The 15345-nt window shown below is 73.7% G+C and carries 11 protein-coding genes; 8 read left to right on the plus strand and 3 right to left on the minus strand.

What is annotated here, in order from left to right:
- The first annotated feature begins 186 nt into the window (after nt 1–186).
- The 4 genes from rpsT to holA all read left to right on the plus strand — a co-directional run bounded on the left by rpsT (nt 187) and on the right by holA (nt 5449).
- Nucleotides 187–459 carry a 30S ribosomal protein S20 gene (gene rpsT, locus HDA32_RS20830; protein WP_179644811.1) on the plus strand — a complete coding sequence of 91 codons (273 nt, stop codon included), beginning with the start codon at nt 187–189 and terminating at the stop codon, nt 457–459.
- Between the two features lie 222 nt (nt 460–681).
- A complete protein-coding gene (locus HDA32_RS30915; protein ID WP_246334436.1) occupies nt 682–1917 on the plus strand; it encodes a ComEA family DNA-binding protein in 1236 nt (411 codons plus the stop codon).
- Nucleotides 1914–4268 carry a ComEC/Rec2 family competence protein gene (locus HDA32_RS20840; RefSeq protein ID WP_179644812.1) on the plus strand — a complete coding sequence of 785 codons (2355 nt, stop codon included), beginning with the start codon at nt 1914–1916 and terminating at the stop codon, nt 4266–4268. The genes HDA32_RS30915 and HDA32_RS20840 overlap by 4 nt, the downstream gene beginning before the upstream one ends.
- A 209-nt stretch (nt 4269–4477) precedes the next feature.
- A complete protein-coding gene (gene holA, locus HDA32_RS20845) occupies nt 4478–5449 on the plus strand; it encodes a DNA polymerase III subunit delta (protein WP_179644813.1) in 972 nt (323 codons plus the stop codon).
- 95 nt (nt 5450–5544) lie between these two features.
- On the opposite strand, the gene HDA32_RS20850 is transcribed toward holA, so the two are convergent.
- The 3 genes from HDA32_RS20850 to hflX form a co-directional block, all read right to left on the minus strand.
- Nucleotides 5545–6084, minus strand: a complete 540-nt coding sequence (locus HDA32_RS20850) for a sulfotransferase domain-containing protein (protein ID WP_179644814.1) — start codon at nt 6082–6084, stop codon at nt 5545–5547.
- 103 nt (nt 6085–6187) lie between these two features.
- On the minus strand, nt 6188–7396 hold the full coding sequence (gene hutI, locus HDA32_RS20855; RefSeq protein ID WP_179644815.1) for an imidazolonepropionase: 1209 nt from the start codon (nt 7394–7396) through the stop codon (nt 6188–6190).
- 267 nt (nt 7397–7663) lie between these two features.
- Nucleotides 7664–9166, minus strand: coding sequence for a GTPase HflX (hflX, locus tag HDA32_RS20860; RefSeq protein WP_179644816.1), 1503 nt, complete (start codon nt 9164–9166; stop codon nt 7664–7666).
- Nucleotides 9167–9462: 296 nt separating this feature from the next.
- Between hflX and aceB the strand changes: the two genes are divergently transcribed.
- The 4 genes from aceB (at nt 9463) to HDA32_RS20880 (ending at nt 15341) form a co-directional block, all read left to right on the plus strand.
- Nucleotides 9463–11067, plus strand: a complete 1605-nt coding sequence (gene aceB, locus HDA32_RS20865; RefSeq protein ID WP_179644817.1) for a malate synthase A — start codon at nt 9463–9465, stop codon at nt 11065–11067.
- Between the two features lie 136 nt (nt 11068–11203).
- Complete coding sequence (locus HDA32_RS20870) at nt 11204–12673, plus strand: FAD-linked oxidase C-terminal domain-containing protein (RefSeq protein WP_179644818.1); 1470 nt, start codon at nt 11204–11206, stop codon at nt 12671–12673.
- A gap of 31 nt (nt 12674–12704) precedes the next feature.
- Nucleotides 12705–13985 carry an FAD-binding oxidoreductase gene (locus tag HDA32_RS20875; protein ID WP_179644819.1) on the plus strand — a complete coding sequence of 427 codons (1281 nt, stop codon included), beginning with the start codon at nt 12705–12707 and terminating at the stop codon, nt 13983–13985.
- 15 nt (nt 13986–14000) lie between these two features.
- Nucleotides 14001–15341, plus strand: a complete 1341-nt coding sequence (locus HDA32_RS20880) for a (Fe-S)-binding protein (protein WP_179646841.1) — start codon at nt 14001–14003, stop codon at nt 15339–15341.
- Nucleotides 15342–15345: the final 4 nt, after the last annotated feature.

A 15345-nucleotide genomic window follows, 5' to 3' on the forward strand; every position in this document is an offset into this window, starting at 1 on the left:
TGCGAGCACTCGGAGGGGGAAGGCATAATGGAAGTCCGTGTCTCGGACGTTCCACGTTCCGTATGAGCCCTTCGGACTCACACCTGCGTCGGTGTGCCGCGGAACCAGGTCGTGGATCGGCTGCCCACGTCCGGCGTTCCCCGCGCGATCGGCGCACGATCTGACTTAACTGGAGCACGTTTTCGCATGGCGAACATCAAGTCGCAGAAGAAGCGCAACCGGCAGAACGAGAAGGCCCGCGTGCGCAACAAGGCGGTCAAGTCGTCGCTGAAGACGGCCATCCGCAAGTTCCGCGTAGCCGCCGAGGCCGGGAACACCGAGCAGGCCGTCGTCCTGCAGCGGGCCGCCGCTCGCCAGCTCGACAAGGCCGCGAGCAAGGGCGTCATCCACAAGAACCAGGCCGCGAACCGCAAGAGCGCGATCGCTCGGCGCATGGAGAAGGTCCAGCAGGCCGCCTGAACCGTGTGAGCCTGAACCGAAGGGCCGCCCTCTTCTCGAAAGAGGGCGGCCCTTCGTCGTGTCCCGATGCCGCGAGGCCGGAGCGTCCGAGCCGATGACAGGGGTGGTGGCCATCCGGCCACCGGACTCCGGAACGGCGCCCTCCCCGGGGCCGGCGCAGGTTGTCCACAGGCGCGGAATTCGCTGCGACAGGGCGGGGCGGGCGTTCCTAGCGTGGCTTCCATGCCACCTTTCCAGCGTTCCTCCCGCACGGCGGACGACACCGCGGCACGGCGCCTGCGCGCCCTGACCGAGTCCCTTGCGGCCGGGCTCCCGAGGACCGGGCCCGCGTCGCCGGTCGAGCCCCCGACGGCCGGATCCCCCGGCTCCCCTGCGGCCGCCCCCTCGGTCACCGAACCCCTGCCGGTCGCCTCCTCGGCGGCCGAGTCCCCGTCCGCCGCTCCCCCGACCACCGATCCCTCGTCCGCCGCTCCCTCATCGGCTTCCCGCTCCGCGGACGCTCCCTCGGCCGGCGGGCCCTCGGCCGACGTCAGGGGCGCCCCTGACGGCACCGGTCCCGTCGCCGTCGACCCGATCCCGGTGCCGCCCTACGCCGTGCCGGCGGACGGCGGGGCCGGGTCCGGCGGGCCTCGCGCGCGGCACCGCGCACCGCATCCGGCCGGAACAGGGGCGAGGGAGCGCCGACCGCGCCGCGCGCCGGATCCGCCGGCCCCTCCGGACGGCGCACCGCCCGGATACGTCGAGGTCTCGGACGATCCCCCGCGCACCGATCGGATCCACGCCCTGCTCGCCCGGTTCCTCCCGGCCATCGGCGACCGGCCGCGACTGGGCCGCACGGGGGTCCGCGCGCTGCTCGGCGTCTGCGTCGCCGCGGTGCTGGCCACCTGCTGGTTCATGCTGCACGCCCGGGCCGACCCCGAGCCGGCGCCCGCCCTGCGCGCCGGCAGCGGTCCCGCGGCCTCCGACGCGGGCGTCCAGGCGTCCTCCTCCCCGTCGCAGACCCCCGAGGGCGAGGTCACCGTGCACGTGGGAGGTGAGGTGGCGGAGCCCGGCGTCGTCACGCTGCCGACCGGGTCCCGGGTGGCCGACGCGATCGACGCGGCCGGCGGGATCAGGGACGGCACCGAGCCGGGGCTGCTCAACCTCGCCCGCCCGCTCGTCGACGGCGAGCAGGTCCTGGTCGGCGTGGCCCCCGCGCCGGACGCCGCCGGGGCCCGGGGCGGTGCCGTCCCCGGTCCCGGTGCGCCGTCCGGCGCTCCGATCGACCTCAACACCGCGACCCTCGAACAGCTCGACGCGCTCCCGGGCGTCGGTCCGGTGCTGGCGCAGCGCATCGTCGACTTCCGCACCGCCAATGGCGGGTTCGCCTCGGTGGAGCAGCTACACGAGGTCTCGGGGATCGGCGAGCAGCGCTTCGCCGACCTCAACGGGCTGGTGCACGTCGGAGGTGTCTCGTGAGCTACCTGGGCACCGACGCCCCCGGAGTACGGGCTCCACTCGACCTCCGCCTGTGCGCACCGGCCGCGGGCACCTGGCTGGTCGTCCTGCTCCTGCTCGGCGGACCGCCCTGGACCGCGGCCGTGGTGGCCGCCGTGCTCGGCTGCGCCGCGCTGGTCCTGGCCCCGGCTCTGCGGCTGCCGCGCGGCGAGGCCGCCGCCGCGGCGGTGATCGCCGTACTGGTGTGCGGCGCCGCCGGTGCGCTGGCCGCGGGCGGCAGGCTCGCCGCGGTGCAGGCGTCACCGGTCACCTCACTGGCCGAGCAGGAGCGCCGCGTCGACATGGAGGTCGTCATCAGCATGGACCCGCGGCCACGGGCGGGGCCCGCCCAGCCCGGCCGCGCCGAGTACGTCATCGAGGCCCGCAGCACGTGGGTCGTCGTCGACGGGACCCGGGTGCGCACCCGGGTCCCGGTGGTGCTGCTGGCCTCCGGCCCGCAGTGGCGGCGGCTGGTGCCGAGCCAGCGGGTCGTGCTGACCGGGAAGGCGCTCGCGCCCGGCACCGGCGGGCTCGTCTCCGCCCTGGTCGCGGTCCGCGGTCCGCCGCGCGAGGTCGGAGCGCCGTCCTGGGCGCACGCCCTGGCGGGCACGGCGCGCGCCCGGCTGCGCGAGGCGTGCGCGCCGCTGCCCCAGCCCGAGCGCGGCCTGCTCCCCGCGCTGGTGGTCGGTGACGTCTCGGAGCTCGATGCGCAGGCGAAGGAGGATTTCCAGGCCACCGGCATGACCCACCTGCTGACCGTCTCCGGTGCCAACCTCGCGGTGCTCACCGGTACCGCGCTGGGCCTGGCGCGCTTCTGCCGCCTGCCCACCTGGTGCGCCGTCGCGGCCGGCGGCGCGATGATCGCGGTCTTCGTGCTGGTGGCGCGGGCGGAACCGAGCGTGCTGCGGGCGGCCTTCATGGGGGTGATCGCGCTGGTCGCGCTGGCCCTGGGCCGCGAGCGCGCGGGCATCGCCGCCCTGGCCGCCTCAGTGGTGGGACTCCTGCTGTTCGATCCGGGGCTGGCCCGCTCCTACGGCTTCGCGCTGTCCGTGCTGGCCACGGGCGGGATCGTGGTGCTGGCACCGCGGTGGCGGGACCGCTGGTCGGCGCGGCTGCCCCGCTGGCTGGCCGAACCGGTCGCCGTGACCGTCGCCGCCCACGTGGCCTGCACCCCGGTGCTCACCGTGCTCTCCGCCGAGGTCAGTTGGGTCGCCGTGCCGGCCAATGTGCTCGCCGGCCCGATGGTGCCGGTGGCCACGGTGGGCGGGTTCGCCGTGGCGGGCGTGGCCGTGCTCTCCGTTCCGGCGGCCGGGTTCCTCGTCTGGGTCCCCGCTGCGGCGGTGACCTGGATCGGCGCGGTGGCCGACACGGGTGCGCGGATTCCGCACGGCGCGCTCCCCTGGCGCGCCGACCTGCTGGGCGCCCTGGGGCTCGCCGGCCTGGCGCTCCTCCTCCTGGCCGTCCGGGGCCGCCTCCGCAGGGCCCTGCTGGCGATCGCTGGGGCCGTGGCGGGCACCGCCGTGCTGGTGCAGTGCGCGGCACCGATGTGGCCGCCGGGCGGGTGGGCGCTGGTGGCCTGCGACGTGGGGCAGGGCGACGCCCTCGTGCTGTCGGCCGGCGACGGCCGCGCGGTCGTGGTGGACGCGGGCATCGATCCGGCGCCGGTGGACCGCTGCCTGCGCGACCTCGGGGTGCGCGAGGTGGCGCTGCTGGTTCTGACCCACGATGACGCCGACCACGTCGGCGGGGCCTCGGGGATCCTGCGCGACCGTGCGGTCCGGGCCGCGCTGGCCCCGTCCGGTTTCGGCTCGGGGCCGACCGGGCGGATGCTGGCCGCGGCCGGTGTCCCGCTGGAGGCGGGCGCGGCCGGGGACCGCTTCACCGTGGGCCCGTGGCACTTCGGCGTGCTGTGGCCGCCTCCGGGGACCGTGGCCGACTCCAACGACGCGAGCGTGGTGCTGCTCGCCCGCTGGAACCCGCCTCCGGAGTCCGCGGCCGCTCCGATGACGGTGCTGCTCACCGGTGACATCGAGGAGCCGGCCCAGCGCACCCTGCTGGGCGAGCCCGCCATCCGCGGCGTGGACGTGCTGAAGACCCCGCATCACGGCGCGCGGACCCAGGAGCCGGCGTTCCTGGCCGCCACCCGGCCGCGCGTCACCATCACCTCGGTGGGCGCGGGCAATTCCTACGGCCACCCTGCACCCGGCACGTGGCGGATGCTGACGTCGCTGACCGAGGCCGGCTACCGCACCGACCTGCACGGCGACATCGCCGTCCTGCCGGGTCCGGCCGGGCCGGCCGTGGCGGCGCGCGGCCCGGAGGAGCACCGCTGACGAGGGCCGCGGAGGCCGCGCGGTGCGTCCGCGGGACGGTTCGGCCGTGCGGCCCCGTGGTCGGCCGGACGGCGGGTGGTCCCGCTCTGAAAGCAGCGGCGAAGGCGGGCAGGGATGAACGGGCGCACGGTGCCCGCCCTGCGGCGGTTCCAGGGAGGTGGAGCGGGAAGGCGCACACCGGTGTCCCCCGGGCATGGCATGCTGCATGCATGGGCTCCACCTCTGTCTCCCTCCTGTCCGTCGTCGTGGGCGACGAGGAACTCCTCGTGGACCGTGCCGTGGCCGGGCTCGTGGCGGCGGCGCGCGCCGACGACCCCGAGGTGGACGTGCACGACCTGGTGCCCGGCCAGGTGAGCGCCGGCAAGCTGGTGGAGGCGACCTCGCCGTCGCTGTTCGGTGAGCGCCGCGTGGTGGTCCTGCGCTCGGCCCAGGACCTGACCAAGGACCTGGCCGCCGAGGTCGTCACCTACCTGAAGGATCCGGCCGACGACGTGCTGCTGGTCCTGGTGCACGCCGGCGGCGCGAAGGGCAAGGCGCTGCTGGAGGCCGCGGTGAAGGCCGGCGCGACGCGGATCGACTGCGCCAAGCCCACCAAGGCCGCCGAGCGGATGGCCTTCATCAAGGACGAGTTCACCCGGGCCGACCGCCAGATCACCCGGGACGCCCAGCAGGCGCTGCTCGACGCGGTGGGCAACGACCTGCGCGAGCTGGCATCGGCGTGCACCCAGCTCATCGCCGACACCGAGGGCCGCGTCGACGAGAAGGCGGTCGCCCGCTACCACACGGGCAAGGCCGAGGCCTCGGGTTTCACGGTGGCCGACCGCGCCGTCGAGGGCAGGCTTCCCGAGGCGCTGGAGCAGTTGCGCTGGTCGCTCTCGGTGGGCACCGCCCCGGTGCTGATCAACAGCGCGCTGGCCGGTGCCGTGCGCGGACTGGCGGTGGCGGCCCAGCCTCCCCGCGGCGTGAGCGAGGCGGAGCTGGCCAAGCGCGCCAAGGTCCCGCCGTGGAAGCTCAAGACGCTGCGCCAGCAGGCCCGGGGCTGGACCCCGCAGGGCGTCGCCCACGCGCTCCAGGTGATCGCCGAGACCGATGCCCTGATCAAGGGCGCCGGCCGCGACCCGGCATACGCCTTGGAGCGCGCCGTCATCGAGATCGCCTCGGCCCGCGCTCGGCGGGGCTGACCGCCGAGCGCGGGCCGCGCCGGCGGTTCCCGCCGCCGCCCGCGTCTCCGGTGCCGTCGGCGCCGGTCCTCCTCCCCGGTGCCGCGGGGAGGTTCTCAGCGGTGCAGCCGGTCCAGCAGGTCCGGCGGGGCCGTCCGCGCCGCCCGATCGCGGTAGTGGGCCAGTTCGTCGCCGGTCAGGAGTTCGCGGCCCGAACCGGAGGTGCCGCGGCGGAGGAACGCGGCGCTGTCCTTGAGGATCCCCGAGGTATCGGAGGTGAGCTCGTGGGCGCGGGACCGCATGCCGGTGAACGTGGCGGCCTCCACCGGTACCGGCCACGCATCCTCCGGCGCCTCGGCGTCGAGCAGCAGGGCGAGCCTGCGCATCTCGCCCTCCAGATCGTTCTTCAGGTCGTCGTAGTGCACCAGGACGACGTTGTGCCGGTCGCGCCGGGCCCACGCGTCCGCGAGGTGCCACATCAAGCCCGGCAGGGAGTCCATCTGCTCGAAGCGCGACGCCTCCCCGTCGATCCAGCCGAGCAGCCACTCGCGAACCGGCGGCCTCGGTGCGCCGGGCCCGTCGGGCTCCGGCCGGCCCGTGAGCCGGCGGACCCGTTCGCGGTCGATGTTGTCGCCCTGCTCGAGTCTTGACCTCAAGTCCAAATCAAGGGGGTCTTGTGACCTCAGTCCCAGGGGCCGAGGTCAAAATCCAAGGTCGAGATCGGCGGGAAGAGGGATCCCGGGGTCGGGGCCGGCCGCGTCAGCGAATCGATTCGCCGCCGTGCCAGACGCGCAGGGCCTTCAGGCCGTAGGCCCAGGCGAACGCGCCCTCGTGGTCGGCGTCCCACTGGACCATGTCGGCGTAGCGGCCCGGCGCGAGCACGCCGCGGTCGGTCGCGCCCAGCGCGATCGCGCCGCCGACGGTGGCGGCGCGCAGGGCCTCCAGCACGCTCATGTTGAACATCGCGATGGCCATGCACACGGCCAGCGGCATCAGGGTGGAGCCCGACTGGGCCGGGTTGTGGTCGGTGCCCAGCGCGATCGGGACGCCGTGGTCCAGCAGCGCCCGCACCGGCGGGGTGCGGCGCTCGTGCAGCGACGAGGTGGGGCAGATGACGACGGGCGTACTCGATTTGGCCAGCGCCAGCACGTCGTCCTCGTCGGTGTCGTGCAGCAGGTCGACCGAGGAGCACTGCAGGTCGGCGGCCATCCGCACGGCGCCGTGCCGCGGTTTGGCGCAGGCGTGCATCCGCGTCTGCAGGCCCGCCGCGCGCCCCGTGGACAGCAGCCGGCGCGCGTCATCGGGGGTGAACTGCTGGCTGTCGCAGTAGACGTCGACTCCGTCCGCCCCGGCCTGCGCGGCGTCGCTCAGCCATGAACCGACCGCGTCGACGTAGTCGCGCGGCCGACCGAAGTACTCCGGCGGCACGGCGTGCGCGGCGAAGAAGGTCACGTGCAGCCGGGGCATCCCCGGCTCCTCCTCCAGCGCGCGCAGCAGCCGGACGTCGGCCAGCTCGCCGTCGCGGGTGAGGTGGTAGCCGGTCTTGGCCTCGACCGTGGTGGTCCCCGACAGCAGCCAGTGCCGCAGCCGCTCCCGTACGCCGTTGCACAGGGTCCACGGGTCGGTTCCCCTGGTCACCGTCACGGTGGAGGCGACGCCGCCGCCCGCGGCGGTGATCTCCGAGTTCGACGCGCCGCTGGCCCGCATGGCGACCTCGGCGTAGCGGTTGCCCGCGTAGACCGGGTGGGTGTGGGCGTCGATCAGTCCGGGGGTGACCAGGCCGCCGCCGAGGTTCTCCACCTCGTTGACGTCGACGATGTCGTCGATGACGCCCGGGAGGCTCTGCGGAAGCTCGGAGGCCGGGCCCACCCAGGCGACCCGGTCGTGCTGCAGAATCATCGCGGCGTTGCTGAGCAGGTCGGTTCCCGTCCACAGTCGCCCGATGTTCGTCAGCAGTCGTACCGTCATCGTCTCACCGCTCGCCCGCCCACGTCGTCACGGCCGCCACGCCACGGGCAGGGCGGCACGCCGGATTCCGCAGACAGTCATTCCACGACCTCGTCTTCAGATGGTCTGGCCCGGAGAAAAATCGTTCGCGGCCGGGGAGCCCGCGAGGCACGATCCCGCGCCAGTGAAGGAAACCGTAGTTCATTCGCCAACGCGATGTATAGCTCTTGCGACCAAACAGCCAACGGCGGAACACCCACCGGTGTTCCGCCGTTGCGGCCGAAATCGCTACCCCACGGGGACGGCGAACTCGCCCAACTGGTTGGCCAGCATCTTGGGCACCCAGGCGTGCAGGGCGGTGCCCTCTCCAGTGTGCTCCTCGGCGACGATGCGGCCCTCCTCGTAGACGCGCGACACCAGGTCCCCGCGCTCGTAGGGCAGCACGACCCGGACCTCGCGGTCCAGCAGCGGCAGCGACTCCGAGACCGCACGGATCAGCGCGTCGACGCCCGCGCCGGTGCGCGCGGAGACCTCGACGGCGCCCGGCTCCTTGGTGCGCAGCTGCTTGAGCACGGTGGGGTCGGCCGCGTCGGTCTTGTTGACGATGACGAGTTCGGGGACGTCCTGGGCGCCGATCTCGGCGAACACCTCGCGCACCGAGGCGAGCTGCTGCTCGGGGTCGGGGTGCGAACCGTCGACCACGTGCAGGATCAGGTCGGCGTCGGTGACCTCCTCCAGCGTGGAGCGGAACGCCTCGACCAACTGGTGCGGCAGGTGCCGGACGAAGCCGACGGTGTCGCTGAGTGTGAACGCCCGGCCGTCGGGGGTCCGCGCCTGGCGCACGGTCGGGTCCAGCGTGGCGAACAGCGCGTTCTCCACCAGGACGCCGGCGCCGGTGAGCCGGTTGAGCAGGCTCGACTTCCCGGCGTTGGTGTAGCCGGCGATCGCGACGGCCGGCACCTGGCGGGTGCGGCGCTGGTCGCGCTTGACGTCGCGCGCGGTGGCCAACTGCGCGAGCTGGCGGCGCAGTTTGGCCATCTTGCTGTTGATGCGGCGGCGGTCGGTCTCGATCTTGGTCTCACCGGGACCGCGCAGGCCCACGCCGCCGTTGCCGCCGCCGGCGCGGCCGCCGGCCTGCCGGGACAGCGAGTCGCCCCAGCCGCGCAGGCGCGGCAGCAGGTAGGTGAGCTGCGCGAGCTCCACCTGCGCCTTGCCCTCCCTGCTGCGGGCGTGCTGGGCGAAGATGTCCAGGATCAGCGCGGTGCGGTCGATGACCTTGACCTTGACGACGTCCTCCAGTTGGCGCAACTGGCCGGGCGTCAGCTCACCGTCGCAGATGACGGTGTCGGCGCCGGTGCTCTCCACGATGTCGCGCAGCTCCGCGGCCTTGCCGCGGCCGACGTAGGTCGCCGGGTCGGGCTTGGGCCTGCGCTGCGTGACGCCTTCCAGCACCACGGCACCGGCGGTCTCGGCGAGCTGCTTGAGCTCGACGAGGGAGTTGTCGGCGTCGAGCTGGGTTCCGCTGGTCCACACGCCGATGAGGACGACGCGCTCCAGGCGCAGCGATCGGTACTCGACCTCGGTGACGTCGGCGAGTTCGGTGGAGAGGCCGGCCACCCGGCGCAGCGCGTGGCGGTCCTGCAGTTCGAGCTCGCCCTGTTCGGGAATGTGGTCATCACGGCGGGGCTCGGTGGCGGGGACCGCGTCGACATCTGTGTCGTCGACGACGATCGCGTCGCGGCCGACGCCGTCGAAGGGATCGTGTTCGTTGAAAGCAGTAGTCATATCCATCCAGAGTCAACGCGGAAACACCGCGGGTTCTTCCCTGAGATGGTCCCACGCCAACCGCCGGACGGCACGGTGTTTTTCACCGCCCGCCGTCCCGCACCCCACCGTTCACCCCGGCCGTCGTGCCGACCAAGTCTCAAAAATCCCGCAACTTCTTCGGCAAAAAGACGGCTTCTTCCGATGTGACGAAATCCTCGGGGACTGTGAGACGGTCACAACATTGACCATGATCGCACACAAGGGTAGCGTCATATTCCACATAACAAAAGCTTTTTTCGCTATGCGGAAGGTATGGATTCATGGGCGCCACCACCGGGGTCGAGGTCATCGGCCCGCGACACGAGCGGTACGACGAGATCCTGACCGACGACGCTCTCGCGTTCGTCGCCGGCCTGCACCGCGCCTTCGAGAGCCGGCGCCGGGAGCTGCTCGCCGCGCGCAAGCGCCGCCAGGAGGAGATCTCCGCAGGAGCCGACCTGGACTTCCTGCCGGAGACCAGGAACGTCCGGGAGGATCCGAGCTGGCGGGTCGCCCCGCCCGCTCCCGGCATCGTCGATCGCCGCGTGGAGATCACCGGCCCCACCGACCGCAAGATGACGATCAACGCCCTCAACTCCGGCGCGAAGGTGTGGCTGGCCGACTTCGAGGACGCCAACACCCCGCTGTGGGAGAACATGATCGGCGGCCAGCTCAACCTGCGCGACGCGCTGGACCGCGCGGTCGACTTCAGCACCCCCGAGGGCAAGAGCTACGCGCTCAAGGACGACTCCGAGCTCGCCACCATCGTCGTGCGCCCCCGCGGCTGGCACCTCGACGAGAAGCACATCCTGGTCGACGGCGAGCGGACCTCCGGCGGCATCGTCGACTTCGCGCTGTACTTCTTCCACTGCGCGCGGCGCCAGCTCGCCAAGGGCAAGGGCCCCTACTTCTACCTGCCCAAGATGCAGAGCCACCTCGAGGCCCGGCTGTGGAACGACATCTTCGTGCACGCCCAGGAGGCGCTCGGCATCGAGCGCGGCACCATCCGCGCCACGGTCCTGATCGAGACCATCCCGGCCGCGTTCGAGATGGAGGAGATCCTCTACGAACTGCGCGAGCACTCCGCCGGCCTGAACGCCGGGCGCTGGGACTACCTGTTCAGCATCATCAAGACGCACCGCACCCGCGGCCGCGACTTCCTGCTGCCCGAGCGCAACGCGGTCACCATGACCGCACCCTTCATGCGGGCCTACACCGAACTGCTGGTCAGCACCTGCCACCGGCGCGGCGCGCACGCGATCGGCGGCATGGCCGCGTTCATCCCCAGCCGCCGCGACCCCGAGGTCAACAAGACCGCGCTGGCCAAGGTCCGCGACGACAAGGCGCGCGAGTCCGGTGACGGCTTCGACGGCTCCTGGGTCGCCCACCCCGACCTCGTCCCGGTCGCCCGCGAGATCTTCGACGGCGTCCTGGGCGAGCGGCCCAACCAGATCGACCGGCTCCGCGACGACGTCGCCGTCAAGGCCGAGGAGCTGCTCGCGGTCAGCGACGCCGAGGGCGGCATCACCGAGGGCGGCCTGCGCAGCAACGTCAACGTCGGCCTGCAGTACCTGGCCGCGTGGCTGGGCGGCAACGGCGCGGTCGCGATCCACAACCTGATGGAGGACGCCGCCACCGCGGAGATCTCCCGTTCCCAGATCTGGCAGTGGCTGCACAACGACGTCACCCTCGACGACGGCCCGAAGGTCACCCCGGAGCTGGTCGAACGCGTCATCGACGACGAGCTCGCCTCGATCCGCGAGACCGCGGGACAGGCGTTCGACGCCGCGCTCTTCGAGCGGGCCACGGAGCTGTTCAAGGAGGTCGCGCTGGCCGACGAGTACGCCGACTTCCTGACGCTGCCGGCCTATGAGCGGATGCCCTGACCCGAGACCGGGCTCCGCGGCCGCCGCATCGCGCGCGGTGCGGCCGTTATCCCGCCCTCCCGGGCGGGAAGGACGGTCTCACCGCGCCTTTTCCACAGGCACGGCCAGGCCACACGATTGGGGAGGGCGAGCCCCCATGTCCGCACCGGTCGACCTCGGCGCGCTGGTTCCGCACCTGCGCGCCGTCTGCGGTGACGACGGCGTCATCACCGACGCCGCCCGTCGCCGCACCTACGAGAGCGACGGCATCACCTACCACGCGGCCGTGCCCGGTGTCGTGGTGCTGCCCACCACCGCCGAGCAGGTGGCCGCCGTCGTGCGGCTGTGCGCGGAGCGGGGCGTGCCGTTCGTGCCGCGCGGTTCGGGCACCGGCCTGTCCGCGGGTGCGCTGCCGCGGCCCGACGGCGTCCTGATCGTCACCTCCCGCATGCGCCGCATCCTGGAGGTCGACATCGACGCCCAGCGCGCCGTGGTCGAACCGGGCGTGTTCAACCTGGACGTCACCAGGGCCGCGGCCCCGCACGGCTACTACTACGCCCCCGACCCCTCCAGCCAGCAGGTCTGCTCCGTGGGCGGCAACATCGCGGAGAACTCCGGCGGGGCGCACTGCCTGAAGTACGGCTTCACCGTCAACCACGTCCTCGGCCTGGAGGTCGTCACGCCGCAGGGGGAGATCGTCGAGCTGGGCGGCAAGGCCGCCGACGCGCCCGGCTACGACCTGATCGGCGCGTTCATCGGCTCCGAGGGGACCCTGGGCATCGCCACCAAGATCACCGTGCGGCTGCTGCGCGCCCCGGAGAAGGTGAGCACGATGCTCGCGGCGTTCGACTCCATGGACGCCGGGGGGCAGGCGGTCTCGGCGATCATCGGCGCCGGGATGCTGCCGGCGGCGATCGAGATGATGGACGCGCTGGCGATCGAGGCCGCGGAGGCGGCGGTGCGCTGCGACTACCCGGAGGGCGCCGGGGCCGTGCTGATCGTGGAGCTCGACGGATCGGCCCACGACGTCGACGCCCAGTTCGACGCGGTGACGGCGCTGTGCAGGCGGGCCGGGGCCTTCGAGATCCGCACGGCCAGCGACGCGGCCGAGCGCGCGCGCATCTGGAAGGGCCGCAAGTCGGCGTTCGCCGCGGTGGGCCGGATCAGCCCCGCCTACATCGTGCAGGACGGGGTGGTGCCCCGCACGGCGCTGCCGGAGGTGCTCGCGCGGATCGCCGAACTGTCGGCCCGGTCCGGCATCCGGGTGGCCAACGTGTTCCACGCCGGCGACGGCAACCTGCACCCGCTGGTGCTGTTCGACGACGCCGATCCGGGCGCCGCCGAGCGCGCCGCCGAGGTCTCCGGGGCGATCCTGGACCTGTGCGTCGAGGCGGGCGGCTCCATCACCGGCGAGCACGGCGTGGGCGTGGACAAGGCCTGCCACATGCCGGAGATGTTCACGCCGGCCGACCTGGAGACGATGGACCGCTTCCGCCGCGCGTTCGACCCCGACGGCATCGCCAACCCCGAGAAGCTGCTGCCCACGCCGCGCCTGTGCGGGGAGCGGCCGGGCGTCCGCACGCAGGAGCACCCGCTGGTCGCCTCGGGCGAGGCCGAGCTGTTCTGACCCGGCACGTCATGCGAAGGAGCGTGGACGGATGAGCGAGGTGACGAGCGGACCCGCGGTCCCCCGGCAGGGAGGGGGAGCCGAGGCGCTCACCGATGACCTGCGCCGGTCCGGGGCGCGACCGCGGCCGGGCACGGCGGCCGACACCGTGGGCGGGGCCGTCCCCGGCCACGTGGCCGCGCCCCCCGACGCCGCGGCGGCCGCGGACCTGCTGGCCGCCGCCGCCGACCACGGGCTCACCGTGGCCGCGCGCGGCCACGGGACCAAGGCCGACTGGGGCGGCCGGCTGCGCGGCTGCGACCTGCTGGTCGACACCGGTGCCCTGACCGGGATCGAGCACGCGGCCGGCGACCTGGTGGTCCGCGCGGGCGCGGGCGTGGCCCTGGACGACCTCGGCACGGTGCTGGCCGAGGCGGACCAGCGGCTGACGGTGGACCACGTGGTGCCCGGTTCGACGGTCGGCGGCGTGGTGGCGACGGGGCTGTCGGGGCCGCGCCGGTTCCTGCACGGCCCGGTCCGCGACCTGATCATCGGCATGTCGGTGGTGCGTGCCGACGGCGTCGCCGCCAAGTCCGGCGGCGTGGTGGTGAAGAACGTCGCAGGCTATGACCTGGCGAAGCTGCACACCGGCGCGTTCGGCACCCTCGGCCTGATCACCTCGGTGACGTTCCGGCTGCATCCGGTCCCGCCGGCCGTGCGCATCGTGCGGGCCGCGACCGCAGACCCCGCCGCGGCGGGCGCGTGGCTGCGGGCGGTCCTGCACTCCCAGGCGTCCCCGGCGGCCGTCGAGCTCGACTGGCCCGCCGAGGGACCGCTGACGCTGCAGGTGCTGCTGGAGGGCGCGAGCGGGGGGATCGACTCCCGCACGGCGGAGATCGCCTCACTGCTGGACCGTGCGCACTCCGACGACGCGGTGCCGCGGGAGTGGGGCTCGCTGCCCGGCGACCCCGGCGACACCCTGGTCAAGGTCGCCGTTCCGATCTCGCGGGTGCTCGGTGCCGCCGCCGCGCTGCGCTCGGCGGGCGAGGCGGCGGCGGTACCGGTCGGGATCCGGGGATCGGCCGGCTGCGGCGTGCTGTACGCCGCGCTGCCGGCCGGGGCCGATCCCGGCGACGTCGCTCGGCTGCTCGCCCGCGCCAGGAGCGAGGTGGCCGACGGATCGGTGACCGTCGTCCGCGCGGCGCCCCCGATCCACGACAGCGGCGTCGACCTGTGGGGCGAGGTCCCCGGGCTGGCGCTGATGCGTGCGATCAAGGACCGTTTCGACCCCGGCGGCCGCATGTCCCCGGGCCGTTTGACGGATGGGATCTGAGGAACAGTGACCGACATCTCACCGCCGCCTCCCTCCGACGGGACCGGCGGGACCGACGGGACCGAGCCGCAGGCCCGCTCCTTCGGCGACCTGCTCGACGACTGCGTGCACTGCGGGTTCTGCCTGCCGAGCTGCCCCACCTACGTGCTGTGGGGGGAGGAGATGGACTCCCCGCGCGGGCGGATCCACCTCATGGCCCAGGCGCACGAGGACGTGCTCACCGACAGCGCGGTCCAGCACTTCGATCAATGCCTGGGCTGCCTGGCGTGCGTGAGCGCCTGCCCCTCCGGGGTGCGCTACGACTCCCTGATCGAGACCACCAGGGCCAAGGTGGAGCGGGAGCACGAGCGCGGTGTCGGCGAGCGGCTGCTGCGCGCGGCGGTCTTCGCGCTGTTCCCCCACCGCGGGCGGTTGGAACTGCTGCGCGGACCGCTGCGCGCCTACCAGGCGAGCGGCGCGTCGGCGCTGGTCCGCCGCAGCGGCGTGCTGGACCGCCTCTCGCCGACGCTGGCGACGATGGAGCGGGTCGCGCCGCCGATACGCCGGACGCCGGCCCTGCCCGAACTGGTGCCCGCCGTGGGTCGGCGGCGCGCGGTCGTGGGGATGCTCACCGGATGCGTGCAGGGCGCGTTCTTCCCGCACGTCAACACCGCGACCGCCCGGGTGCTCGCCAGCGAGGGCGCCGACGTGGTCGTCCCGCCCTCCCAGGGGTGCTGCGGGGCGCTGTCGGCGCACTCGGGCCGCGCCGAGGAGGCCGCCCGCTTCGCCCGCGCGACGATCGAGGCCTTCGAGCGGGCCGGTGTGGAGGCGATCGTGGTCAACTCCGCCGGGTGCGGCAGCACGATGAAGCACTACGGCCAGGTGCTCGCCGAGGTGTCGGCCGGGCGGGAGTGGGAGCGGCGCGCCGAGGCCCTCGGCGCGAAGGTCGTGGACCTCACCGAGTTCCTCACGGAGCTGGGCCCGGTGGCCGAGCGCCGTCCCCTGCCGCTGCGCGCCGCCTACCACGACGCCTGCCACCTCTCGCACGGCCAGGGCGTCACGCGCCAACCGCGCGAGCTGCTGCGCGACATCCCCGGCCTGGAGGTCGCCGACCTGCCCAACGCCGACATCTGCTGCGGCTCGGCCGGCGTGTACAACCTGTTCCAGCCCGAGGCGGCCCGCGAACTGGGCGAGCGCAAGAGCGCCGACGTGCGCTCCACCGACGCCGAGCTGCTGGTGGCCGGCAACCCCGGCTGCTCCCTGCAGATCGCCTCGGCGATGGAGCGCGGCGGCCGCACCATCGCGGTCGCCCACACCGCCCAGGTCCTGGACGCATCGATCCGGGGGCTGCCGCCGTCGGCGCTGCTCGGCGGCTGAACCG

It is taken from the genome of Spinactinospora alkalitolerans (assembly GCF_013408795.1).
In the GTDB taxonomy this organism is placed as follows: Bacteria; Actinomycetota; Actinomycetes; order Streptosporangiales; family Streptosporangiaceae; genus Spinactinospora; species Spinactinospora alkalitolerans.